The organism is Hyphomonas beringensis (assembly GCF_000682755.1).
GTDB lineage: Bacteria > Pseudomonadota > Alphaproteobacteria > Caulobacterales > Hyphomonadaceae > Hyphomonas > Hyphomonas beringensis.
This window is the reverse complement of record NZ_AWFF01000052.1, coordinates 1-24,272: the sequence shown is the minus strand read 5'-3', so window position 1 is coordinate 24,272 and position 24,272 is coordinate 1. Positions and strand designations below refer to the sequence as shown.

Below are 24,272 nucleotides of genomic sequence, written 5' to 3'. Positions count from 1 at the left end.
TTGAGGCGTAGGGCAGGGGCGTTTAGCCTTGTGAAATGACCAAGAACCCATTCCGCTACTTCAAAACCTCGCCCGAGATCATCCAGCTTGCGGTGATGATGTACGTTCGATTTCGGCTGTCGCTGCGCAATGTCGAAGATCTGCTCCATGAGCGAGGGATCGACATCTGCCACGAAACTGTCCGCCACTGGGTCGATCGGTTCGGGACTTACTTCGCGCACAAGATCCGCAAGCACAGATCTGAAAGAATGAGGCAATCGCCACAATGGCATTGGCTCCTGGACGGGCATTGTCAGGGGAACCGGGCTTGAGCTGGCCAATCCGGACGTTTAGCCTCAGGAAATGACAAAATCACCCTTCCGCTACTTCAAGACCTCGCCCGAAATTATCCAACTCGCGGTGATGCTATATGTTCGATTTCCTCTGTCCCTGCGGAATGTCGAAGACCTGCTCCATGAGCGAGGCATCGACATCTGCCATGAGACAGTCCGCCACTGGGTAGATCGTTTCGGTACTTACTTCGCCCATAAAATCCGCAAGCGCCGGTCTGAACGAATGAGACAATCGCCACAATGGCAGTGGCACCTGGACGAGGTGTTCGTGAAGATCCGTGGGAAGACTCTCTATCTATGGCGCGCAGTCGACCATGAAGGCGAAGTCTTGGAGTCCTTCGTCACGAAGTCCCGGGATAAGGCCTCTGCGTTGAAATTTATGCGAAAAGCTATGAAGCGATATGGCAATCTTCAGGTTGTGGTGACCGACAGGCTTCGATCGTATGGTGCCGCAATGCGCGAAATCGGAAACGCGCACCGCCGCGAAACCGGCCGTCACCTGAACAACCGCGCCGAAAACTCGCACCAACCTTTCCGCCGACGAGAGCGATCCATGTCCCGTTTCCGGCGCATGCGAAGTTTGCAGAAATTCGTCTCAATCCATTCATCTGTATACAACTCCTAAATCACCAAAGGATTGTCGAGAGCAGGGCTAAGTTTAAATCACTACGTGACGCCGCTCTTCGCGAATGGCGCGACCTTCTCGTCGCCGAAGACCTGCAGGTCCGCGAATAATGGAGACGGGTTCGAGTTCGTCTGACAGCACCCGCCCGACACCACCTTCCTAAATTCTCGTATCGAACTCGCCTTGGGCCGACGGTCCCCTTGGGCAGTGTCCATTGCGGCTTTACCAAATGCGAATTGGTGTCCGGTTTCCCGATCGCGATGCGTGGTGAGGAGGAGAAGCCCCATGACGGGGCGTTTCCGACCTCTTCGACACAGGATACCGACATGACCCGATACACTTTCCAACGCCCGCTGCGAACCGTGCTCCTAGCCGGCCTGACTCTGGCTGGTCTTGCCCTGCCACTGACGGCAGCCGCGCAGGAGACCGCGCCGAACGACGATCCTGTCGTGTTTGTGCTGGATGGGTCCAACTCCATGTGGGGCCAGATCGACGGCGAGGCGAAGATTTCGCTGGCGCGCGGCGCATTCAGCGACCTGTTGCCGCGCATTGATGCGAGCCGCCCGGTCGGCCTTGTCGCCTACGGCCACCGCAAGCGGAGTGATTGCAGCGATATCGAAGTGATCGCGAAGCCCGGGACCAGCAATCGCGACACCGTGAACGATGCGGTCAAGGGCATAACCCCGCGCGGGCGCACGCCGATAACGAGCGCGCTGCGCAAGGCCGCAGGCCTGCTGCCGGGCGATGGCCGCGGCTCGATCATCCTCGTCAGCGACGGGATCGAGACCTGCGGTGGTGACCCGTGCGCGCTGGCGGCTGAACTGAAGAAACAGAACATTGACTTCATGGCCCATGTGGTTGGCGTCGACATTCGCAAATCGGCCGACAAGGCTGCGCTGGCCTGCATCGCCGACCTGACCGGCGGCACCTATACCGATGTCGACAGCGCCCGGGATCTCGGCCCTGCTCTGGAGAAGACGGCACAGGCCGCGCCCAAGCCCGAGCCAGCGCCTGAGCCCGTCGCCCTTGACCCGGCAACGCTGGACGCACCGGATGAAGCCGAGCTTGGCACGTTGGTTGAGGTGGCCTGGACCGGGCCCGGCGGTGAGTTCGACCGGATCGGCGTCTATGCGCCTGGCGCGGATGTGCGTGACGCGCTGGTCTCGGGGCTGGTGTCCAAGGGCAATCCGTTGGAAGTGCGCATGCCGGGCACCGAAGGCGCGTATGAGCTGCGCTATGTCGCGAGCGACGGGGAGAGCGTGCTGGCGACGCGGCCGATCCGGCTCAAGCCTGTGAAGGGCGCGATCGAGGCGTCGGACAGTGTGGAGGCGGGCTATCCCGTCCCGGTGCGCTGGGCGACCGCTTTCGATCCCGCAACAGACTATGTGACCATCGTCGCTGCTGACGCGGCTGACGCCGAGTATGAGGTGTTCGAATATCTGACCGAAGAAGGCGTCATCCTGCGCGCGCCGGGCGAAGGCGGGGCCTACGAGATCCGCGTGGTGCGCGAGGCCGGTGATGTGAACACGGTCCAGGAACGCAAGGCGCTGATTATTGCACCGTCTTCCGCCAGCATGGACGCCCCGTCCAGCGTGTCTGCCGGTGCCGGTTTCTCCGTGATCGCGAGCGGTCCCGTCGCGTCGGATGGCGGTAGCGATGTCTATGTGACCATCACCCTGCCGGACGAAGGCGCGGGCAGCTATTCGCAGGGCTATGAATACGTCTACAAGCCGGGAGAAACGGTGGCGCTGACAGCGCCGGACGCGCCGGGAACCTACGAACTCCGCTACGTCATCGTGTCGAGCGTGCCCTATGTCATCGTGCGCCAGACGCTGACGGTGCAGTGATGCGGGCCGGCGCATTCCTCGCGGCAGCGGCCCTTGCGGGCGCGCTGTCGGCAGCGGCGGACGAGCCAAGGCTGACGGTAAACACCTACCGCTCCGCCTTCCTCGCCCAGTGCGAAGAGCGGGCGGTGGACCAGCTTGCGGCATGTACCTGCGGCTTCGATGAATGGTCGCGTTCGCTGCCCGACCCGTCGGCCGGCGATGCCATGGCGGCCGCCCGGGTGATGTCAGGGCAGGTCAAGTCCGCACGCGATTATGAGGTGAGCGTGACGGCGATGAGCGGGCTCACCGTCGCCATGATCAACTGTGCCTCCTCCGACCGGTATGGCGAGCTGGACAATGCCGACGAGATGATTGATCTGGTTAAGAAAGGCTCCGAGCCGATCGACAGCGGTGCTGTGAATTTCACCGGCATGCTTGGTAGCGCGGACGCCGAAGTGCCTCCACCCGCCCGGCAGGGGAGTGCGGTTATACTCGACGAGAATGGCGATGAAGTTCGTTTCGAACCGGTGGAAGTTGTGGACCTGAAAGTGGCCTACAGCAATGACCATCTCTCGCTCATCGAAGACGAAGGCGTCCTCGAGACGCCGCTCTTGAATTACCATTCGGCCTTCCTCTATCGCTGCACGCGCGGCGACGAACTTGAGCAGGATGCCTGCGAGTGTGCCTGGGAGGGGCTTGTCGCTGCCGCCGATGGCGCCGACGGGGCAAAGGAGCGGATGGCGGCGTACATAGCTGTTTCGACCAACATCGACTACGAAGCCTACGATCCGGCGCTGCTGTCAGAGTCGATGGAGGTGATTGCCATCTATTCAGCCAACCGCCAGGCGTGTTTTCCGATCCCGGATGTCTCCGTGCCCGAGGAGTGATGCAGACGGCCTCGGTCATGGCCGGGGCGGGGACGCATGGGGAACAAGAGAAAGCCAGCCGGTGGGGCTGGCTTTCATGCCTTTCGGGGCGGGGCTCAGGTTCAGAACCGGATTTTGACGATTTTCATGCCCGGCTCTTTCGAGGCGGTGGTGAATCGGTCGATCTGGGCGTTGACGCTCTCGGGCTTGAAATCGACAAAACAGGTAGGGTTCATCGGTGAGTCGCCAATTTCGGACGCAGGGCGTTCAGCGCGGATTTTCGCGACGAAAGCCTCCTTGGCGGGGCCCTTGAAGTCCGACGATCGGGCCGGGATCTGCACTTCCGTGGCCTTCGCGATATACCAGACCTCACCGGTCGTGTTGCGCATATAGCAGGCGGCCTGCATGGCGACGGCGACATCGTCAGAGGTGCGCGGCCTGGATGTCGAATAGGTCACGGCTGGAGCAGGTGCTTCAGCGGCGGGGTTGGAAGATGTGCCCACGGCGGGAGGGCTTTCAGAGCCGCAGGCGGCGAGCATGAGGGCGGCGGTGGCTAGAACGGATTTGGTCGTGTGCTTGAACATGTTGTCTCCTGTTCGTTTGAACCGGAACCCCCGGACGCTGTGCGCGGGCATCCCTGTGTCTTCCCACGCAGGCCCTCGGCAAAAGCGGACGCCCTGCGCGCCAAACCTGAACCATTCTTTCCGATTTCGATCACCCCGTGTTCATGTGTGATGGTGGACAAACCGTTTGAATCCGTTTGGATTCACCGACGACAACAGGCGGGAGGCGCGCTGCAGGGCACATGGACGGATCGTTCTATTCAGATGCGGAAATCTGGCCGGAGGCGGAATGCCATTCGGCCCAGCGCCTGTTCGAGACCCGGTATGACGACTTGCTCCTTCTGGCCCGGCGCATCCGCCGGCGCAGGCTGGCAAGCGACACCTATTTAACGGGGGATTTGCTGCACGATGCTTTCCTGAAGATGCAGCGGGAACAGCACTGGCGCGACGAGGAGCACTTTCTTGCCTCGATGGCGCTGGCCCTGCGCCACGCCCTGATCGGCCACGCGCGCAACCGCAAGGCGGCCAAGCGAGGCGGCGGACAGGTGGGGGTCTCGATCGACGAGGTGGACGTGGCCGATGATACCGATGACGGTCATCTCGACCGTATCCTTGATGTCAAGGCCTGCCTCAGCGATCTCGCCAAGGAGTCGCCGCGCCTTGTTCGCGTGATCGATTGCCGCTTTTTCGCGGGATATACCGAGGATGAAACGGCGAGCCTTCTGGGCGTGACCTCGCGCACCGTGCGGCGGGACTGGGAGAAGGCGCGGGCCTATCTGAAAATGCGCCTCGATTTCTCCCAGCCCTGATCAGCGCGATCTGCATTTTCATGTCCTGATATCCGCGGCGCCCGCGTGGTCCTCTGTGAAGCAGGTCACGGAAGGACAGGGCGATGGCATCGACATGGACACGGACAATGGTGCTTGTGGGCGCGGCGCTGGGCGTCTTGCTGGCGAGCGCCCCCGCAGCGCAGGCACAGGACGGTTCTGACGAGGCCTGGTGGGAAAAGGCCAAGGTCCATCTCGCGTTTCCGATGACTGAAAAACTGTCGCCGGATACGGTTTACGGTCCGACATGGCAAACCAGTGGCCAGGCCACCGGGCCTTATAAGGGTGCCTTCCTGTCTTACACCACCCTGATGGCAACCACGGTCAACATGGAGTTGTGGGAGGCCCGGCCCGATGGCGCCGCTTTTGCCGCACATGCCTATGGCGACAGTGCGCTGGACCCCGGCCTGCCGGATCGGACCATCGCCCTGATCCGCGCGCGTACCGAGGAACCGATCGGGGCATCATGCGGGGTGGCGAGCCCGGCGCAGACCCCTGACGGCCTGCCATACATCCTCATCCCGGAGACATGGGGCGAGACGGTGGAGGACGTGGATCGCACGCTGCTTTTCCCCGAGAGTTCGCTGAAGCTGGCGAGCATACTCGGCCAGACGCAGGCGGCGGGCGTCTGCAATCGCCACTTCCCCAGCCTTGAGGTTGGAGGAACGCCCTACGCCCGCGCCATGGACGGGCTTGGCCTTGTCGAAGGGCTCAAGGCCGCCGTTGGGGTCAAGCGGTTCGGAAGCGAAGAGGCCTGGAGCCTCGATGCCATGCTTGGCCGGCTGAATTTTGTGGCTGAGGATTTTGCCGCCGGGCGGACAGGCAGGGACGAGTTCCTGCTTGTTCGGATTGCGCAACTCGGCGCTGGCAACCTGACGGAACCGTTGTTTGCCAGCGACTCTGCTGCGGAGTCCTATCTTCCGTTCATGGTGGCCCTGCTCGGGGCCGACCTGTCGGAGGCCTACGAGACGAAACCGTCCAGACCACTCGATCCTGCAAGCGTCTGGGCATGGTATGACGATGCCCTGATGGGACCTGACGGGCCAGCACAGCTTGGGCGTATTCTCAGCAGCTTCCGCTATCTGGCCGCGACCAAGGCGCTGATTCCGGCGGAGGTGAGCCGAGCGGACTGGCAATACGGGATGAACGGCACCGGAGACGAAGGGTGCGCCGAAGTCGAGCTGAGCCTGATGTCCCCGGTCGAGACCTTCGACGTCAGCCTGAACCCGACGGCATCGGCCTGCTTCACCGTGGCGTGGAAGGGCGAGGGGCTCGATCCCTCGCTGCCGCCGGGCTTTGCCGTGCTGGCGGAAGCCAGGGGCGGCGATGCGGCCGATCTTGATGGCCTGCAGCTTGCCGCCGACCAGAATTTCGAGCGCCTCATCGAGGGCACGGAATCCGTGGACGCACTGCCGTCTTCCTCGGAGAAGATCAACCGTATCGGTCTCGTGGTCGAGGATGCCCGCACCGGCGATGTGGTGAAGAACTGGGAAGTGGTCTTCAAGTCCGACACCGCATTCGACGATGGCAGGATGACGCTGCTTTTCACCAATGCCCGCACCGAAGGGATCGGCGACACGCGGCCTCTGGAGCTGGCCGTCACGTTCGGCGAAGGGGTACACAAGGCTGAGGCTGATCTCGACGTGACCACGTTCGCGAAAAAGGATGCGTATTGCGAACGCCCGCGCAAAGTCGTGCCGCCGCTGCCGAGCGGGCCGATGGTGCTCATGGAGACCGGGCGCACCGTGTTGGGGAATGAAGGTACGGGCTTCGACCAGGCGCCGACCTTCTCCGGCATCTTCCGCGTCGGCGGCGTGCAGGGGCTGGATACCTGTGCGCGGGCGATGACGGCGCTCGGATTCGGGGCGCTTGGGGAAGATATGGGGATGGTGTTCGGCGGCCTGCCCGCAGGTGGTCTGCCTGAAGACTCCCCGGTTAAGGTCTGCCAGGCGCGCTTGGCGAGTGTGCAGGCTGGGGCGATGCAGGCAATGAAATCGGGCCGGTTGACCGGCGCGGCGCCGGAATTCGAGCTGAGTTTTGAGATTAGCCCAGAGCAGCGCCTGACAGGGCCAGGCACCTATCCGGCGCGCTTCTCGCTGGTCTACACCCAGCCGGACCTTGATGCGCGAGGCTATTACGAACCGACCTATGCCGACGGGCGCGGCACGGTCACGGTGATCTCGCAGAGCAACACCCATATGCACCTGCGCTATGACGTGCAGCTGGACGATCCCGGCGACCCCTGTGAGGCCCGCATCTCTGGACGGATCAGCGGCGACGTCTACACACCCTACGCGCTGGCCTCAGCAGAGGAGGCTTTCGCCTGGGCAACGCACCCGCGCGACGTGCTGGGCGAGAAGACCTGGAACGCCATGCCGGAAGCCGCAAAGCGCGAAATGCTGGCCGAATGGCAGTCCGAGCGGACACCGCAGCTGCGGTCGCCGGCATCCTACACTTCGCCGCAAAGGGCAGAGTCAGGACTGGTCGCGGGCTGCACGTTCACGGAAGCGGATCTGGATGCCATAATCGAGAAACAGCTCGAAGGCGTGCCGGACGACCTCTACCAGACCTTCTATGACATCTATGCGGAGATAAAGAACCCTGAATACCCGCCTGAGTTGATCTGCATTATGAAGGATGACGTCCTCGGGAAAAACTGACGCAGTTGCTGCCTCAAGGCTTGTGCGCGTGCGTTTTGCAGGCCTAGTTTCCAAGCTAGAAAGGTGGAGGGGCAGGCATGCAGCATGACGACTGGTCGAAGGTCGCCGAGGTTTTCTCGCAGCTGGTGGACTTGCCCCCGGGGGAACAGGCAGAAGCCATCGCAAGCGCGGGACTTACGGATGCGCAGCATGACACGCTGAACCGGCTTCTCACCTCTCATAAGCGCTCGACGGGCTTTTTCAAGACCGGCGGGGCGACACCGGCCGGACTGGTCCTGCTCTCGCCGGGCGACATGATCGGTAACTGGCGCGTCGAGGCCTTCCTGGGTGCGGGCGGGATGGGAGAGGTCTACCGTGTGGACCGCGCGGACGGCCATTACAGCCAGACCGGTGCCCTGAAGCGCATCGCGCATGCCGACCGCGAAGCGTTCGAGCATTTCAGCCGCGAGCGTCAGGTCCTCGCCCGGCTGGAGCACCCCAATATCGCGCGCCTGATCGATGGCGGAGTCGCCGAGGACGGCACGCCCTTCCTCGTGATGGAGATGATTGAGGGCGAGACTCTGGCCGAGCATGCCGTGCGCGAGGGGCTGTCGCGGGAGGCGATCCTGACCGCCTTCTTGAATGTGTGCGAAGCGTTGTCTCACGCGCATGGCCGGCTGGTTCTTCACCGCGATATCAAGCCGTCCAACGTGATGGTCACGCGCGAAGGCGTCGTGAAGGTGATCGATTTCGGTGTGGCAGGCCTGGTCGACGAACGGAGCAGTCCGGTGCGCGCGCCGATGACGCTGGCCTATGCCGCACCGGAGCAGCTTGCCGGGGAGGCGGCGTCGGTGGCGAGCGACGTGTTCGGCCTTGGCGCGACGCTGCACGAGCTGTTGACGGGAGAGCCGCCGGCCAGAAAGGGCGCCTCTGCTGTGGTGAAACAAGGGGCGCTGCCCCGCGACCTTCAGGCGATCCTGGCCCGCACGCTCGCACATGATCCCGCCGCAAGGTATGCCTCGGCGGGCGCGCTGGCAGGCGACATCGAACGCTTTCTCTCGAAAGAACCCGTCGAGGCACGCGGTGGAGGGGCGGGCTATCGATTTGGCCGTTTCATCGTGAAATACCCTGTTGGCGCGCTGCTCGGCATCGGCCTGGTCGCCGCGCTGGCTCTTGGGATTGTGGGCACGACGACCATGATGTTGCGCGCGCAGGATGCGCTGAAAGAGCGCGACCTTGCCTTCAAGCGGTCGCAGGCGGCGAGCCTGCGCGCCCAGGCGGGCCGCAACACGCTGCGCACCATCATCGTGCGCGCGACCGAGTCCACGGGCGAAGCCAGCACCACCATTCCCTCCCTTATCGAGCAGGAGATTGAAACCGAGGCGGCGCGCTTCACCGACATGCCGGACCTTGCCGGGCCACGCCTGTTTGCGCTGGCGCAGCTGAGCGAGCAGCGCGGTGACCTGCGCCTGTTACTAAAGGCGCTGCAGCCGCAGGCTGACAATCCGGACGTGGTGACGCCCGTCTCTTCCATCATGCTGCTTTACTACGGTACCTTCTCCACCTTCACAGGAGACTATGAAGGCGCGCGGGCCGCGCTGGTTCGCTCGATTGCGCTGATGCAGGAGGATCCTGACTTCTTCGCCGAGGATCTGCTCGTCGCGCGCGGGCAGCTCGCCGAGATCGACGGCGATGTTGAGACCATGGACGCGGTGGTGGACGAAGTGATTGCTCTGACCTCCGGTTTCGACCTCTCCACGGATGAGCGGCGCATCCGCTATGTCTACCTCAACGAGTTCGCCAGCTATTGGTCCATTATACTCGACACCCGGCCGCGTACTATCGCCATGCTGGAAAGCGCACTGGAGGTGAACAGCCAGGTCCGCGGGCCGCAAGAGGTCAAGGATTCCACTCTTCTGAACAATCTGGTTGGCCAGTACCTTCGCTCGAAGGACTATGAAAACGCCCAGGCCCTGAATGATCGACTGATCGAATATCTCGAAAGGGAGGTCGGCCCCAGCGTCGACCTTGGCCTTGCCTACCGCATGGGCGCGATGGCGATGACCGAGCAGGGCGACCAGGATGGCGCCATCGCCGCCTTCGAGACGGCGGCGGACCTGTTCCGTAAATATGATGTCGAGAACAGTGACATCTTGTTTTACACCGAGTTGGACATCGCCAGATCGCTCGCCCGCAAGCGCGAGACGGAGGCCGCCTTCGCCATGATCGAGGAGACCGTGGCGCGCAATCAGGGCTTGATCTATGCCGTGCCGGTTATCAATGGGCAGTACCTCCTGAAGCTCGGCCAGACGAAACTGGCCGCGGGCGACGGTGAGGGCGCACGAGCCGACTTCGAGCAGTCGCTGGCCGTATTGACCGAAGACGGCAGCCGGCCGGATCTGATCGGCATTGTCACTACACAACTCGAAGACAGTTAGGCGCGGGGCCGGCGGCGAAACATCGAGAGCAGGGCCAGGTTCAAATCGCAACGTGACACCACTCACATATGCGGTCGTCTCATTTTTCTGTGAGGCGAGTTGTCTTTTCAGGGTTGATGGTGACGCTCAGGCGCTCACCGCCGTCCACCTGAACCTCATAGGTGCCGGCAGACAGCTTGATGGCATCCTGTCCCGCCAGTCCCGTCGCAATAATGTCCTCCCCCTGATAGACTTTGAAGCGCGAAAGCGCGGCCGTCTGCAAGGCAGCCTGAAGGTCAGCGCCGTCTTCTGCATCTATATACAGGCCGCCACCCGCCTTCGCCCAGGCTTCGAAAGGGGCGCGGTCCACCTCAGGCTCAAGGGCATAGCTGACGACATCCACGCGCGCCTCAATGCCGAGGCGCTTGAGATGCGCAATGGAAAGCATGGGGTTGCCGCCGCAGGTTTCTTCGCCATCCGTGATCAACAGAATGGAGGCGGGATAGGCAGCGCCTTTCAAATCCTCTCCAGCTGCAAACAACCCTGCGCCAATGGCGGTCTTGGCATTGTTCTGTGGACGAACGGATGAAATAGCGCTTGCCAGCCTATCCTTGTCGAATGGCGCAAGCGGGCGCGCAAGTTCCGTGTCGCAGGATTCCGGTTCACCCCCAAAGATTCGCAGGCCGGTCTCTAGCCCGGCGCCAGCATCAAGGCGCGCCTGTTGCGCCGTCAGGTAGTCCCCCAGCGCCGTCTTGGCAAGGTCGATACGGCGCTGCGAGCCAAGGCGCTTCAGCATGCTGCCGGAGGCATCCAGAATGATCATCTGGCTGCGCCCATTCGCTCGATCGCCCGTTGCGGTCCCCGCGTCTACCTGCAGGAAACCCGGCTTCAGAATGACTGTCTCTGCCTCGGCGCGGATATCATAAGGCTTCATGCCCAGAAGCCGTGCCTTCACCCTGGCATAGGCGACGGAGATATCCTCGCTCTGCAACACCATCGAAACCTCACCACCAGTTTCGCCCGCCCATAGAAGGGACAGGGGTTGTGAAATGGTTGGATTCTGCATGGTGGAATTGGAGGGTGTCTTGATAACGAATACCCGGGCACGCGCGGCCCGCAGGCTGGCCATCAACCCGTCCTGTGTGTTCACATCGCCATCTGTGATCATGACGATGGCCCGCGAGCCTTCCTGCGTCTCCAGTTTCCTTGCAGCGTCGAGAAGGGCCGCTTCCCCCGCGCTGTTGTCCGCGCCCTTATAATTGGCGAGGGCTGTTCTTAGCGTATTGGCATCGGTAACCCAGTTCTCGCGTGCCCAGTCCCCACCAAAGGATTTGAACTGAACCGCATCGCGGGCCGCCACCATGTCGTCGGCAAAGTCGATGATTGCGCGGCGGATTTTCGGGATCTGTGAGGCCATGGATGCGCTCTGGTCCATCAGAAAGACAACGGAATGCTGCGGATCGGAAATCTCTATATCGAGATAGCTGCCGGGCTCTACAGGGAAGCGATAGCTGATCTCGTCCCGCAATTCCGTGGCTACGATGTCGACAGGTTTCACCGCCTCTCCCGCAGCCGTTGCGGCGCTGATGGCCGGATCAAAGCCGGGGCTGCCTCGCAGAATTATCTTCAACTGGTTTGTCTGGCCTTCTGCGGGCACACGCCAAGTCTCGGTCTGTGTGCCGAAGGCGACAAAGCCCTGGGAGAATGAGGCGCCCGGGGCAAGCAAGGCTGTTGAAGCGGGGGAGGCGACAGGTTTTTCATTGGGTGCACGGCGACCGCCTCTCAGGGCACGGCGCAGCAGGTTTTTGACCTCCTTGTGCCATGAAACGAGCGTGGCCCGGATCTGCATCAGGTCGGGGGCTGATTGTGAAACGGTGCTCTTGGATGTTGCAAACTCGCCCCATGTGCCGAGTACGGACCGGTAGGTCTCGTCTTCCGGTCTTTCGATCAGGCGGATCATCATCGGAGCCTGAAAATAGCTTCCTTCAGCATGTTCATACTCAATCTTCACGGCGCGGGCAGAAGACCATTCGGGCAGTTCATATTTTACCACCTGGCCAGGCTCAGGACTGGCGGGCAAGTCGAACCTGCCGATTTCCTGAAAGGGGCCTGTCGGCCCATAGGCGGAGGCAAAGACAATCGCCGCGCTCGCATAGGGGGGGGCCGTGTCTCGCTGGTCTGACGGGTAGACTGCCTCGACCGATGCAATCTCGGCTGTCAGCTGGTTGCGGAACGTGATGGCATTGTTGAAATCGGTGAGGCCTTTGCCCTTGCCGGTCAGTTTGACAGCCTTTGTGGCTTCGCCATCAATCTGAAAGTGGCGGTCGGCGGCCATATTGCGCGTGCCAGATACCAGTGCGCCCAGAGCCTTATCTGCAATGTTCAGGTTTTTCAGGCCAGACTTGCCGGGGGCGGCGATCACTTCAAATCCGCTGAGGGATACAGGGCTTGTCTCACTGCCGCGCCGTTTTGTGCTCCGCAAGCGGATATATTTCGCCTGGGTCGGGCCGGCGGGGAAGGCATAATACGTCGTTGGTCCCCATTCGGTGTGTTCTCCCGTCAGCACTTCCCGCCATGACTTGGCATCATTGGAAACATCAATGCCAAAGCCCAGCAGACCCTGTGGGTCATCAAGTCGGGTATTGATGCCGACCCCGACAATCGTAAGGGGGCTGTCTCCAGGCAGGTCCAACACAGGGCTCAACACATGTTTGCCGCCATTCGACAGAATACCCTCATGGGATTTTCCTTGCGTGATATAGCCGTCGATCAAGGTCAGAAGGTTTTGGGCATTCGCAGGATTGCCGCGTTGATAATCGCCATTCTTCCCAATGCCGATGCCATCGCTTTCCATCCATTTTGCGCCAAGGCTCGTGCGTGCGAGATTGATGCCGCCAGCCATCTCAGGCGGCACATGTCGGGCTGGGATCGGCTTGACGGGCCGCGTGCCGGCATCTGCCTTCACCAGGCCACGTGTGCTTGCCAGTATGGTGCCCGTCTCGTCCCTCACCGCGACGAAGAAGGGGAGGTCTCCATCATACAGATCATCCGGAAGCATAAGGCTGACAGGCTTGGAGAGCGTTTTTCCCGGCGCCAGGGTAACCGTATAGGGGATCACCTCAATGCCAGGCCGGGCAAACCAGAAGTCCAGCGTACCTGACACCTCCTCCCTTGATGTATTGGTGATCTTCAGCAGCGCCGTGGCGCGCTGTCTGAACACGGAATAGGCGCTGACTTGAGGGGCATTCGCCACGCTCAGCTTCACTGGTGAAGGGGAGGGCGCGGGGAACGGATTGGCGTAGCGTGCAGACAGCTTGTATTCTGCCGGGCTGCCCTTGCGGGGCTGCAGGCGGAGGACATGCTCGCCCGCCGGAATGGCGACGGTCTTTCGCCATTTCCCGGCAGGCACAACCTGCCGGTCCAGATTGCGTTCGGACACATCAGAGGGGGCAGAGAAGGTCAGGAAGTATTCCGCCCCTGCAGGGGCCTCCAGCGAGACATTCACCAGCGCGTCGCGGGGCAGATAGAGCGAATAGAGGTCATCATCGCCCTCCGTCGCAATACCGGTGACGGTCTCGCCCAGCGCTAGCCGCCGCGGCATCAGACCGTTCGGCTCCCGCTCGGAATCCGAGCGTGGCGCGCCAAGCGGCTTGGCGATGATCTTGTAATCGCCCGGTCGGCCCGTCACGGTGATATAGGCCGGGCCAGGTTCCAGATAGACGTCCGGCATCACGACGCGCCGACCGCTACTGCTGCCCCGTCTGTGATCGGATATCTTCCCTCTGATATCGCTGAGGTCGATTTGACGTACTGCGTCGCCCAGCACCATGATGCGCCATAGCTGTGCCGTGTCGCCGGTATGAAAGCCCACGGTATCCCGGTCATCTGCAGTGGACAGCGAACCGCCGATGCGGAATTCCCCGTCCAGCAGGGGCTGAGTGTCCTGTCCGGCATTCGGCTCCAGCAGAAGCTCATTGGCGGCCTCGCCCAGACGTTCCAGTTTCAGCTCATAATCTGCGCTGTAAGTCGACCGGTTCTCGATGCTGAGCTCCGTATCTTGAGTGATCAGGAACGGTGACAGCGACAAGGTCTTGCCATCCACGCATTCTGTTTTCTTGTCCGTTTCGCGCAGGCAGAGCCGCATATCGGCAATACTGCTGACCTGGATGCTGAAGCGCCCGGCCGCGGCCAGCTTCGCCAGGCTGAACGCATCAACATCGCCCATGTCGAGCGGCAGCGTGTAAGTCTTGCCCATGGTCAGATCGGGCCGGGCAGACAGGGCAGGGTTAGCGTTCGGCTCCGTGGGGCCGTCTGCCTGCGTGCCGGGCCGGGCGAGCAGGCGCCACTGGCTCTGCCCCTCGCGAAGCGAGGATGTCACGCAGATAGCAATATCCTTCCCGCGTATGCCGGTCATCGAGGCAGTCCCCGTGCCCGACCGCGCCTCCAGCCGCTGGCGCCTCGCATTATAGGCCACCATCTCCACCCTGCTTTGCGGACTGCTGACCAGGATCAGGTCAGTGATCGCATTCGTAGAGAGGCGTTTCGGAATAACGCATTGCGTCTTGCCATTCCCAGGCCCGGTTATGTCATCTCCGCCAGCGGACGCGCTGCCCGGTGCGTCCGGAAGGGCCGCGCCAGCAGGCGGGGGCGAACGCCGCTCCACTTTCAGTGTGACCTCGACAGGGTCAAGCGGCGCCAGTCCCAGATAGATCCGGCCCGGTTGGAATGTCGTCAGCGGAAGGCGCGCAGTTCGGTCGCCAAAGCCCCGTGTGGCCTCACTTAGCAGTTTGGTACGCCCCGTTGGCTGGTTCTCGGCGTTCAACTCGATCCGATTGGCTTCCAGAACGATGCTGACCGGGTCAGCCGCCTCCGCAGAGATCGTGTACAGGTCACCCGCATCCGCAACATCAAAATGATAGACCGTGCTGCCAGTGAGTGTCAGCTTCACCTCAGCCACGCCATCCGTGAACACAAGCGGTGTGCTTTCCAGCGCGGGCACTTTTGCGGTGTCAGGCCCTGCGCCCATGCCCGAAAGGTCCGGCATCTGGGCTGAGGCCGGCAACATGCCCAGAAGAATGGCGCAGGCCACCAACGCCGTGCAAGCACGCATCCGGTGAAGTTTCATCTTCATACGCATCTATTTCAGAATCGCCCCGCAAACCTCGTCCGGAATGGGGAGGGTCGAACTCACGAGGCCCACGGTCACTTCAAACTTCAGTTCTGTCGCGACAATGGCGAGCGCGCTTGCCCCTATATTCTTCAGGCCTCCCGCCAAAAGCGCGTTGCCAGCATTTGTAGCGGCACCTGTGGCTGCGGTCAGGGCCACATTGCCTGCTGTGCAACACGCCAGCATGCCGGGGTCGTCGGAATAGGATGAGACGCAGGAGTTTACGCCATATGCGAGCCCCGCCGCCGTCAGGCCCCCTGAGATAAACTTCTTCAGATCATCATATTCCTTTAATGCTGATCCGCCTGTACCTCCCATTCCCAGCGTCTGTCCGGTCCGAGCATCAATGCGCCACCAACGGGGTCGCGTAACGGTGTCCGTCTTCAGCATGATCAGGGTTTCGCCATGCGCCATGTCCGCCATGAGACGATCATGCAGCCATGGTGAAAAGCCCGCCTCCCGGCTCCAGGCCTCAGCACTCGCCTGGTCCTTCAGCACGGTGTCTACGCGCAACTTTCGCCAGTCTGCGTTCTCGCTGCCATGCCCCAGACTATGTTCCACAAGGGTCGTCCGCAGGCCCTGAACCAGATTGCCTTGCGGGCTGAGGCGCGCTTGCCCGCCTGCTTGTGACAGCGCCCGTGTCCCATCGACCAGAATGTCGACGCTTTGCTGGAAGATGCCGTTCTCATTCACGGAATGCTCTGTACGCTGCATGGAGATCATTGGCGCCGTTCTGAGCAGGCGCGCGCCGTCTGGTGCGCCTTCATTGAAGCTGTTGCCTGCCAGCAGCATCGCCTGCCAGAGGCGTTTTGTCTGCTCGGCAGAAAAGGCCGGATGCTCCACCACATCCTCAGGCGTGATCTTTCCATCGATCAGCGCCTTGTAGTAGGGCAGCGAGCGCACCGTGACGGCGGTCGCGTCCAGCAGTTCCTTCATCGCCCGGGCGCCATTTTCCGGGCCGACATTCACATCGAATATCCCGTGAAAGCTGACCTTCTGACTGGGGTGTTCCGGCATCCCGCCGCGAAAATCGGTCAGGCGTCGTTCCACGCGCATCGTCTTCCCGCCGGGCGCGATGTACAGGACGGTCAGGATCACACCACTGAGATGTGGTGCGTTCTCCGCGTCACCGCTGGTTGAGCCCAGGGTGCCTGCCACGTCTCCAAACTTGCCGCTGACGGTCGCGAAAACGGCCGGCCCAGCGGCAACATCTTCTGCTGAGGCGGCCTGGCCGAGCAGCGTGAAGGCCTGTGCGCGCTCTGGCAGCATCTGGTTCACGATGGGCAGGAAGTAACTCGCTTCGCCATCAGGGCGGACTGTATTGGGGGTAATGCCAATGCTGATCTGCGTGCGCGCCAGATTGGCGGCGGGCCGGCGATAGGGCTCCATGATGCTGACCCGCTCCAGCTTGCTGCCGGTCTTGCGCTCTATCTCCAGCCGGATCTCAACCTGATGCAGCCGGTCTTCAGGCACGCTTCCGGCAAGATATTCCTCCGGCGTCACGACCGGGTCAGCCACCCCCTGGAAGGCCGGATGGATATCCTGCCACGGGTCATTCGGCGTCTCGCGATACCGTACCCAGACATATTCCTCCGCCACCTCGTCAATCAGCGCGCGTGTCTCCTGCATGTCGGATGTGGCCAGTTCGACCCCGGCACTGTTCAGGCGGCTGGTCAGTCGCCGGGCAAGGTCGGCGGCGTCCTTGCTGAGGCCGGCAATCCTAGCGGGCTCGCTCGCTTCATCTTCCTTGCTTTTACGTGTGATGGAGGCGAGCTTCGCCTGTGGCACATAGGGCTTCAGTGCGCGCGTCACATCATCGGTGCTCAGGGGGGTGGGCAGCGCATCGCGCGGCTGAAGGCTGGTTATCAGCAGCCTTTCGGCGTCCCCGGTCTTCAGCTTGCCTTTCACCAGCATGGCCTCTCCCGCCATGGAATTGATCAGGGCAGCCAGCAGCACGGCCTGATCCCAGCTGGACCCTGCCGCTGCGGAAATTGTCCCCTCCGGGCCGCGCATCACGCCCAGATACGGGTCATAGGCAATCTCGTCGCGTACATAGGCAATCGCCGCTTCCGGGTCATAATCCAGGCGCTCGGCCAATCCGTCGACATCATACAATGCGGTGGGAATTTTCGCCGATAAATGACTGTAGGCTTTGGATGCCCCGGCGGCGGCGTCCCGTTCTGCGGCCGGAGCAAGATAGGTGGTGGGCGCCGCAATCGCGCTGAAGCTGGATGACAGGGCCAAGGCCGCCGCAAGACATTTCACTCTGAGAGACACTGGCGTTTACTCCTGTCTGACCGGGTGGCTGCCGCGCGCCCCCTCACAATTCCTGTTACGCATTTCAGGCGCAGACCCCGCCACACGGCAGGGACCGGAGAGGGTATTGTCAGCGGAACCGAGCTTGAGGCGGCCGATCCTGGCGTATGGCTTCAGGAAATAGCGAAATCTCCTTTCCGCTCCTCCTGGAAATGAAGCTCGCGCGGCAAGCGGACTAGTCAGGTTTGAAACTGATCTGGATTTCGCGATGCGTGTCGGCGTCATAGATTTTGACAAGGCCTGAATTCACACCCTTGCCTTTAAAGGTGATCTCTGTGGTCGTCATGATCTCCTTACTGGAGACGCCGGAGTAACCTGCGCTGGCGAGCTTGGCGGCATAGCCCTTTTCTAGGTCATCGGCGTTCAGGTTGGACGTCGCCCGCAGGCTGTAGCCGATGCTGGCCATGTCCATCACCTGTGTGACCTTGAAGTCATCGGGAAGCCATATATCGCCGGGAAGACTGTCAGGGCGAGTTGTCTTGTCGAGAGCCGCATTCGCTTTGCCTTGCCCCCCGCTTTTTAAGCTCTGCAGGTGCGCCCGCAAGTCGCTGTTCGAAGTGGCAGCCTCCTCGGCTACGTCCTGCTTCGTGTCAGCCTTGGACTTGCCGCAGGCCGCGAGTGAGATCACAAGACAGGCTGCCAGTGACGCTAAAGACATTGTGCGCTTCATGAGCGTTTGCTCCTTATAGGACGTATGCGCGGCATGGATTGGCCGCCATCCGATTCAACGCAGTTTCGCCGGGAGTTCCGCCATGGTCCTGTCGGGTCAGGAGCAGGCTTCGTTCTGTGGGGGCGTAACACCCATCCGCGCTGGCGGAGTTTGGCCTGTGTTTGCGTTTACAGCAGTGCAAATAAGTAGGAGCAAAATAAGATGAGCACTAATCAACAGATATCGCGCGTTCTGCGTGCCCTTGGTGTTGCTGTTTGTTTTGTCGTCGCAGCAGGCTGCGGTCAGACGAACGCAGAACCACCAGCGACTCAGTCGAAATCCAGCGCGTCGGGGTGTGCGATACCTTTTCCGGCGGGAATCCCCGTTCCTGACGGGTTTGATCTCCAGACGTGCAACCAGGCCAAAGACCTCACCGGCTTCCACGGCAAGGCACCGCTGCCGAAGAACCTGGATGCCAGTTATGCGGCCCTGAAATCTGAGTATCAAGCAGGGGGCTACACCCTGTACGACCAGACGAACGGCAAGATCCGCAGTCTCATATTCGGTGGTGAGGGCCATAGGAAAGGCCAGATCCAGCTCAATCCGAAAGAGGGATACCTGTCCGTCTCGATCAATCTTTACCCGACAGACATGAAGGAGTAGCACGAGATGCGTGGTGTCATCCCCCTGACCGTGGCCTGTGCCGTCTTGTTCGCAGCATGTGGCTCGGCTGCATCTCCTTTTGAGGAGGTGAAAACGGGCCAGACAGCTGCCGAAGCCAGGAATGAAGCGCCGTCCAGGCGGCCTGATTGGCTGCCGGACAATATTCCGCTTCCTGACGACCTCGTTATCTTTGAAACGCGCCGGATGCGACTTCCGGGTGACTCCTCTGTTGGCTATTCGCTCAAGGGCTATACTTGGCAGAGCCTTGACGCGCCGGCGGTAACAGCAGGACTGCGGGAGAAGCTCCTGGCCGCAGGGTATCGGCCCGAAGGCAATGCGGGGGCTGTAACCCCCCAACTTGTTCAATTCTCGGGAAACGGGCTGGCTGAAGGCACGACGGCATTCCTGCAGGTCGACTCGGGCGGCGACTATCTCATTCTGTCTTTGAGCATCAATCGTTAGGGGACGCTGGCCAGGCCGAGCTTTCGGCCTGCCGCCTGACATGGCTCGACATAGGCGGCGGGTGCGTCCGGCTGGCTTGCCAGCGCTGTGAGGGAAGGCTCAAGGAACCCACGCGCGCCTGTCTCGTCGCCCAGGCCGAGCCGCGCCAGGCCGATCCGGCATCTTGCGATTTCGATGGCATAGTGACCAGCGGGCGGCGTTTCCGACAGAACCTCATAGGCGCTTCGGGCATTGCGTTCAGCATCTTCATATTCATGCATATCCAGCAAGACAGCTGAACGTGTCAGCGCCGGAAACGCGCGGCGCGGATTTCCTTCCGGCAATCTCGTACCCAAAATAGCTTCAGCGCGGTCAAGCGATACCAGCGCATCGATATTTCGTCCGACCTGGGACTGGAGGACAGCGATGTTCTGGAAGGTCTCCCCTTCGTCGAGAGAGCCGGTGCGTCCTGCCTGAGTGCTGGCGGCGAGGTTGCTTTCAAGCAAGCTGATCGCCTCGTCGAACTGGCCTGCGCCCGACAAAGCCAATGCGAGGTTATTCTGATGATGGCGCGTTGACGAATCGTCTGCGCCGAAGGCCGTGGTTGAGATCGCGAGGGCCCGGCGATGTGCCGCGATTGATTCCTCTGCCCTGCCGGTATCATAAAGTATGCGTCCCAAATCGGAGAGTGGCAGCGCAAGACGCGGATGATTGGGGCCGTATACCGTCTCCGCAATCGAAAGCGCCTGGCGGATATGCTCTTCAGCGCTTGCAAACTCCCCGAGTTCGCAGAGCGCGCGCCCAAGGCCGGAACGCACCTCGATTTCAGCATTGACGGAGCCTGTCGCCAGTGCGCGGGGAAGCGCCTCTTCAAACAGGGCGCGCTCGCGATTCCAGTCAGATCCCTGAGACCATGCTGCGGTGAGGAAAGTGTCCAGCGCGTCCGGATCGTCGATAGGCGCCTTCCTTGCGATGAGCAGCGCTTCCTCGATGGAGGGCTCTCCCAGATCAGGATAGTCGCGATCAATATCCAGTGTGCCGCGATAGGCCAGCGCAGAGGCATAAGCGCTTGACGATGTGTTCCCTGAGGACGCCAGAATAGCAACGGCTTCATCGGCCAGCGCATAGGCATCTTCCAGTAGATCCGAGCGTTCCTTCGCACGGGCGACCCAGCCCAGAAGCTCGGCCTGGAGAACGGGATCATCGGGCAGGCGCTCGCGCACATCCATGATGGTGGGCGCGAGGAGGCTGAGAGAGCTGGCAGAATTTGCCCGAATACCGTCCTGCTGCAGCGGGTCCAGGCGGCGGAATAAATCCAGCAGCACGCTCTTGCCTCTTTCGGCGCGGTCTGCTGCAGCTTCCGCGATCGTGCGCTGATGCTTTACTTCCCGTGTATAGACCGACAGGGTTACGCCCCACCCTACGAGGCCAATGAGCAGGATACCTGAGAGGGCTGCAGGTATTCGATTGCGCCGCAAGAACCGCAGAGCAGCCTCAGCGCGTGTGTCGGGTTTTGCTTCCGTCGCACGTCCATCGATCGCGCGGCGAATATCGCTGGCGAAAGTTGCTGCGGATGCATATCTGTCGGTTACAGCCTCGGCTGTCGCTTTTGCGATGATTGCCTTGAGGTCGGCGGATTGCTGGCCGGGCTCACAGAGTTCTGCCAGCACGACGCCAAGCTGGTAGATGTCGCTGGCGGTAGAAGCCTCCTCAAACCTCAATTGCTCCGGCGACGCATACTTTGGAGTAAGGCCTGCAATGTCTGATGCTTCGCGCGTACCAGCAATATTGGCGGACAAGCTGGATACGCCGAAATCCATCAGGCGTGGATGGCCATCCTCCGAAACGATAATGTTGTCCGGTTTGATGTCACGGTGCACGACAAGTCCGGAGTGGGCAGACTGCGCCGCGTCAGCGACTTGGGCTACCAGCGCCATACGCGCGTTGAGACTCAGGTCCATGTCATCGCAATAAGACGTGATCGATTTCCCGCGCGCCAGATCCATGACGAGCCAGGGCGCGCCGGTGGCTGTTTCCCCTCCATCCAGAATCCGGATAATGCCCGGATGGTCCAGTCTTGAGAGTATCTGGCGTTCCCGCAGGAAATACTGGACCGCATTGCTATCCTGCGCGCCCCCGCGAATGACTTTCAGCGCAACCGTCTGCTCATACCGGCCGTCATCGCGCCTTGCTTCGTACACGACTGACTGGCCGCCGGAGCCGATACGGCTGAGGATTTTCCAGTGACCATACCTGGCGCCAATTCTCGGGTCCTCTGAAGCGTTTTCAATATCCGCGGCGATGTTGGACAATATGCGGTCGCGCAGCGAGTTCAGGGTATCAAACTGTGCCTGGCTCTCGCGCTCACGTCTCAGAAGCTGCGTTGCCTGGCGCAGCATATCGGGATCGCCGGCCAGTTCGCTTTGCAGCCAGGTCAGGCGCTCGTCTTCCGGCAAGTCTAGGGTTGCAGTGAAGACCGCATCAAGGCGGTTCCATTGTGAAGACTCTTCGACGCTCAAAGCGTGCCTCTCTTTTTGGTTATCTGTCTTCGCGTGTCAGTCAAAAATAACAAGCGCCCATTCTGCGAGATATGCCGCATGTGTCCCCATACTGATATCTACTACGTAGCGGAAGGACATGATCCGCCACGAAACTATAGCTGGCGGATACTTCATCATTGTTGCGTTTTCAGATCAGGAACAACCGAAAATGCTCTGGGAGTACTATCATGTCACCGTTTATCAGGCGCCTGTTTGCTGCAGCATCTCTTGCTATCACTCTGAGCGGCACTGTGGCCGCGCAAGAGATTGCCGTTTTCGGTCCACCCTCTGTGGAGTATGAGGGGCAGCGCACGATCGTCACGTCTGAGGGCAGCATCGTCCAGTCGGTCCATTCCAAGCCTGGAAAAAACAGGACCGAGTTCCATCGTGATGGACAGACCCTGATTCAGATCTGGCGCGATGACCTGCGTAAACTCTGGTCCATCTCACCGGAACAGGGCGTCGCCATGGAAGCCTCCTATGGAACGGCCCAGGCCCAGTCGCCCCTTGATGGCTTCGATAAGCAGTCCGCTGTGCTGGAGAAGCGCTATATCGGCAAGGAAGTGGTGAATGGCGTGATGGCGGACCATCACTTCATGCGTGTGTCCATGTCGGGCGGTGGCACGACCAGCGGAGATGTCTGGACCACGACTGAGAATGTGACTGTAAGGATGCGCATGACGCAAACGTCAGCAGGCCAGGGGTCTGAACAAATCAGCTACGACCTGACAAATTTGCGGTTGGCCTCCCAGCCTGACATGCTGTTCGAAGTACCGGCGGGGTATCAGCTCATGCCCGCGGGTGAAGGCATGCCATCAATCTTCGGCAGCGCCGGAGACTATGCCGACGACCTAGCAAGTGATGCTGCGGAAGAGGCCAAGAGCGAGGTCGACCGGCAGGTGCGCCAGAAGGTCAGGAATGAAACGTCGAAAGCAGTACGCAAGATCCTGCCCTGGTAGCGCGCGATCCGCAATTTAGGCCTATTCGTCTGAACCCAGGTATTCTGCGAGATAGGTTCGCGCGCGAGCCCAGTCGCGTTCGACGGTCCTGACTGACCGGCCGAGCGCGCGGGCGGTCTCATCCACGGTCAGGCCGGTAAAGAAGCGGCATTCTACAATCCGCTCCAGATCCGGCGACTTCTTGGTGAGCGCTGAAAGGGCGGCATCGATGTCCAGCAGCCGGGTTTCGGCGGTGCTTTCGGGTATCTCATAGTCGTCAATATTGACGTGTAGGGCACCGGATCCCCTCTTTTCGGCGAGTTTGCGTCGCGCGTGATCCACCAATATCTGGCGCATGGCGCGAGAGGCAGTCGCCAGGTAGTGGTTCTGGTCGGCAAAGCGGCGATCATTGTCCTTTGAAAGCTTGAGCCAGGCTTCATGGACGATCATCGTCGTATTCAGGGTTGCGCTGCTGCGCTGGCTGCCAAGCTTTCGGGACGCGATCCGACGCAGTATATCATACGTCTCTGCCAGCAATTCTTCGGACAGGCCGAGCGGTTGCCCACGCTCCGTCTCCCGCTCCTGATCGTTTGGCGTGAGGGTCACTTGTAAAGCTCCGCAAAATGGACCGGACGGAGTCCGGACCATTCCACAGGTATGTAAGAACCTTCACCGATGCAACCTCTCGAATGTGGGTGCTTATTCCGGTTCGGGGTCCATGATCAGGGAGATTGAGACCCGGGTTGTGCCGTCGCCATACATGTCGCTGATCATGACACTGGCGTCGTCGAGGCCTAACATGTCAAAACGGATCAGGGTGGCATTCCCCGTCTCGATTTCGAGGATTTCAAAGCCTGACTTGGCCAGCCATTCTGTGTAGAAATCGACAACGTCCGTCACCGGGACGCTGGTCTCCAGATCGACATTGTAGCTGCGGATATCATATTCCGGCGGTTGCCCACCTGACGCGCTGACCAGGCGGCTGCCTTCCGGAAATCTGAAACTTTCCGGGAAACCTTCCGGCAGATAAACGGTCTCGGCCTCGCTGGCCTCGGATGCGGCGTCTGTGGGTGTCTGCGCGGCGATGTAGCCTGACGGGATGGTCATCACACAGCCGAGTGCCACGATGCCGTATGTCCAGCGAAGTCTGAAAGATGAGTCTGTCATTGCCTGTTCCTCTTCGAATGACCGGGAGAAGGTCCATCTGGTCTAACGTGATCGCGCAGAATTCTCCGCCAGGTCACTGACTGACTCCTCAATAACCGGGCCGAGAATTCGCACTTGCCATTCCGAAGGCGAGAGCGGGCGATGGCCCGGTTCCGGCGCATGCGAAGTTTGCAGAAATTCGCTTCGATCCATTCATCTGTGTACAATCACTTCAATCGTCAAAGGAATATCGAGAGTAGGACCAGGTTTAAATCGCTACGCGACACCGCTCTTCTCGAATGGCGCGAGTTGATCGC

General features: G+C 61.0%; 15 protein-coding genes and 3 pseudogenes. 11 read left to right on the top strand and 7 right to left on the bottom strand.

Going from position 1 to position 24,272, the window contains the following annotated elements:
• Positions 1 to 35 precede the first annotated feature (35 nt).
• The 4 genes and pseudogenes from HY29_RS19720 to HY29_RS12745 all read left to right on the top strand — a co-directional run.
• Positions 36 to 284, top strand: a pseudogene (locus HY29_RS19720) (IS6 family transposase); the annotation flags it as partial.
• Positions 285 to 342: 58 nt separating this feature from the next.
• Positions 343 to 1,067 (top strand): annotated as a pseudogene (locus tag HY29_RS12755) (IS6 family transposase).
• A gap of 216 nt (positions 1,068 to 1,283) precedes the next feature.
• Positions 1,284 to 2,804, top strand: a complete 1,521-nt coding sequence (locus HY29_RS18575) for a vWA domain-containing protein (RefSeq protein ID WP_051601488.1) — start codon at positions 1,284 to 1,286, stop codon at positions 2,802 to 2,804.
• Positions 2,804 to 3,670 (top strand): hypothetical protein, encoded by an 867-nt coding sequence (locus HY29_RS12745; RefSeq protein ID WP_034797579.1) that lies wholly within the window; start codon positions 2,804 to 2,806, stop codon positions 3,668 to 3,670. The genes HY29_RS18575 and HY29_RS12745 overlap by 1 nt, the downstream gene beginning before the upstream one ends.
• A 101-nt stretch (positions 3,671 to 3,771) precedes the next feature.
• Here the strand turns inward: HY29_RS12745 and HY29_RS12740 are convergent, their stop codons facing one another.
• Complete coding sequence (locus tag HY29_RS12740; RefSeq protein ID WP_034797577.1) at positions 3,772 to 4,233, bottom strand: hypothetical protein; 462 nt, start codon at positions 4,231 to 4,233, stop codon at positions 3,772 to 3,774.
• 221 nt (positions 4,234 to 4,454) lie between these two features.
• Between HY29_RS12740 and HY29_RS12735 the strand changes: the two genes are divergently transcribed.
• From HY29_RS12735 to HY29_RS12725, 3 genes are all read left to right on the top strand, one after another.
• Entirely contained in the window at positions 4,455 to 5,021 is a 567-nt protein-coding gene (locus HY29_RS12735) for an ECF-type sigma factor (protein WP_051601487.1), read from the top strand.
• Positions 5,022 to 5,104: 83 nt separating this feature from the next.
• Positions 5,105 to 7,699 carry a hypothetical protein gene (locus HY29_RS12730; protein ID WP_155838317.1) on the top strand — a complete coding sequence of 865 codons (2,595 nt, stop codon included), beginning with the start codon at positions 5,105 to 5,107 and terminating at the stop codon, positions 7,697 to 7,699.
• A 125-nt stretch (positions 7,700 to 7,824) separates the two neighbouring features.
• The gene (locus tag HY29_RS12725; protein ID WP_162176725.1) at positions 7,825 to 10,116 is read left to right on the top strand and encodes a serine/threonine protein kinase; all 2,292 of its coding nucleotides are present in this window, start codon (positions 7,825 to 7,827) and stop codon (positions 10,114 to 10,116) included.
• A 79-nt stretch (positions 10,117 to 10,195) separates the two neighbouring features.
• On the opposite strand, the gene HY29_RS12720 is transcribed toward HY29_RS12725, so the two are convergent.
• The 3 genes from HY29_RS12720 to HY29_RS12710 form a co-directional block, all read right to left on the bottom strand.
• Positions 10,196 to 15,226: a vWA domain-containing protein gene (locus tag HY29_RS12720; RefSeq protein WP_162176724.1), complete on the bottom strand. Its 5,031-nt coding sequence runs from the start codon at positions 15,224 to 15,226 to the stop codon at positions 10,196 to 10,198.
• Between the two features lie 6 nt (positions 15,227 to 15,232).
• On the bottom strand, positions 15,233 to 17,539 hold the full coding sequence (locus HY29_RS12715; RefSeq protein ID WP_155838316.1) for a hypothetical protein: 2,307 nt from the start codon (positions 17,537 to 17,539) through the stop codon (positions 15,233 to 15,235).
• 214 nt (positions 17,540 to 17,753) lie between these two features.
• Positions 17,754 to 18,248 carry a hypothetical protein gene (locus tag HY29_RS12710; RefSeq protein WP_034797567.1) on the bottom strand — a complete coding sequence of 165 codons (495 nt, stop codon included), beginning with the start codon at positions 18,246 to 18,248 and terminating at the stop codon, positions 17,754 to 17,756.
• A 201-nt stretch (positions 18,249 to 18,449) separates the two neighbouring features.
• On the opposite strand from HY29_RS12710, the gene HY29_RS12705 reads away from it, so the two are divergent.
• Together HY29_RS12705 and HY29_RS12700 are read left to right on the top strand one after the other, a co-directional pair.
• Entirely contained in the window at positions 18,450 to 18,890 is a 441-nt protein-coding gene (locus tag HY29_RS12705) for a hypothetical protein (protein WP_034797565.1), read from the top strand.
• A 6-nt stretch (positions 18,891 to 18,896) separates the two neighbouring features.
• Positions 18,897 to 19,352, top strand: coding sequence for a hypothetical protein (locus HY29_RS12700; protein ID WP_034797563.1), 456 nt, complete (start codon positions 18,897 to 18,899; stop codon positions 19,350 to 19,352).
• Here HY29_RS12700 and HY29_RS12695 read toward each other — a convergent pair.
• On the bottom strand, positions 19,349 to 21,850 hold the full coding sequence (locus HY29_RS12695; protein WP_034797561.1) for a serine/threonine-protein kinase: 2,502 nt from the start codon (positions 21,848 to 21,850) through the stop codon (positions 19,349 to 19,351). The two genes, HY29_RS12700 and HY29_RS12695, sit on opposite strands and share 4 nt — an antisense overlap.
• Before the next feature lie 209 nt (positions 21,851 to 22,059).
• Here HY29_RS12695 and HY29_RS12690 point away from each other — a divergent pair, with 209 nt between their 5' ends.
• Positions 22,060 to 22,830 carry a hypothetical protein gene (locus HY29_RS12690; protein WP_034797559.1) on the top strand — a complete coding sequence of 257 codons (771 nt, stop codon included), beginning with the start codon at positions 22,060 to 22,062 and terminating at the stop codon, positions 22,828 to 22,830.
• A gap of 21 nt (positions 22,831 to 22,851) precedes the next feature.
• Here HY29_RS12690 and HY29_RS12685 read toward each other — a convergent pair whose 3' ends face one another.
• Positions 22,852 to 23,415 carry an ECF-type sigma factor gene (locus HY29_RS12685; RefSeq protein ID WP_051601486.1) on the bottom strand — a complete coding sequence of 188 codons (564 nt, stop codon included), beginning with the start codon at positions 23,413 to 23,415 and terminating at the stop codon, positions 22,852 to 22,854.
• A gap of 93 nt (positions 23,416 to 23,508) precedes the next feature.
• Complete coding sequence (locus tag HY29_RS12680) at positions 23,509 to 23,976, bottom strand: hypothetical protein (RefSeq protein WP_034797557.1); 468 nt, start codon at positions 23,974 to 23,976, stop codon at positions 23,509 to 23,511.
• Positions 23,977 to 24,063: 87 nt separating this feature from the next.
• Here HY29_RS12680 and HY29_RS19715 point away from each other — a divergent pair.
• Positions 24,064 to 24,272, top strand: a pseudogene (locus HY29_RS19715) (DDE-type integrase/transposase/recombinase); the annotation flags it as partial.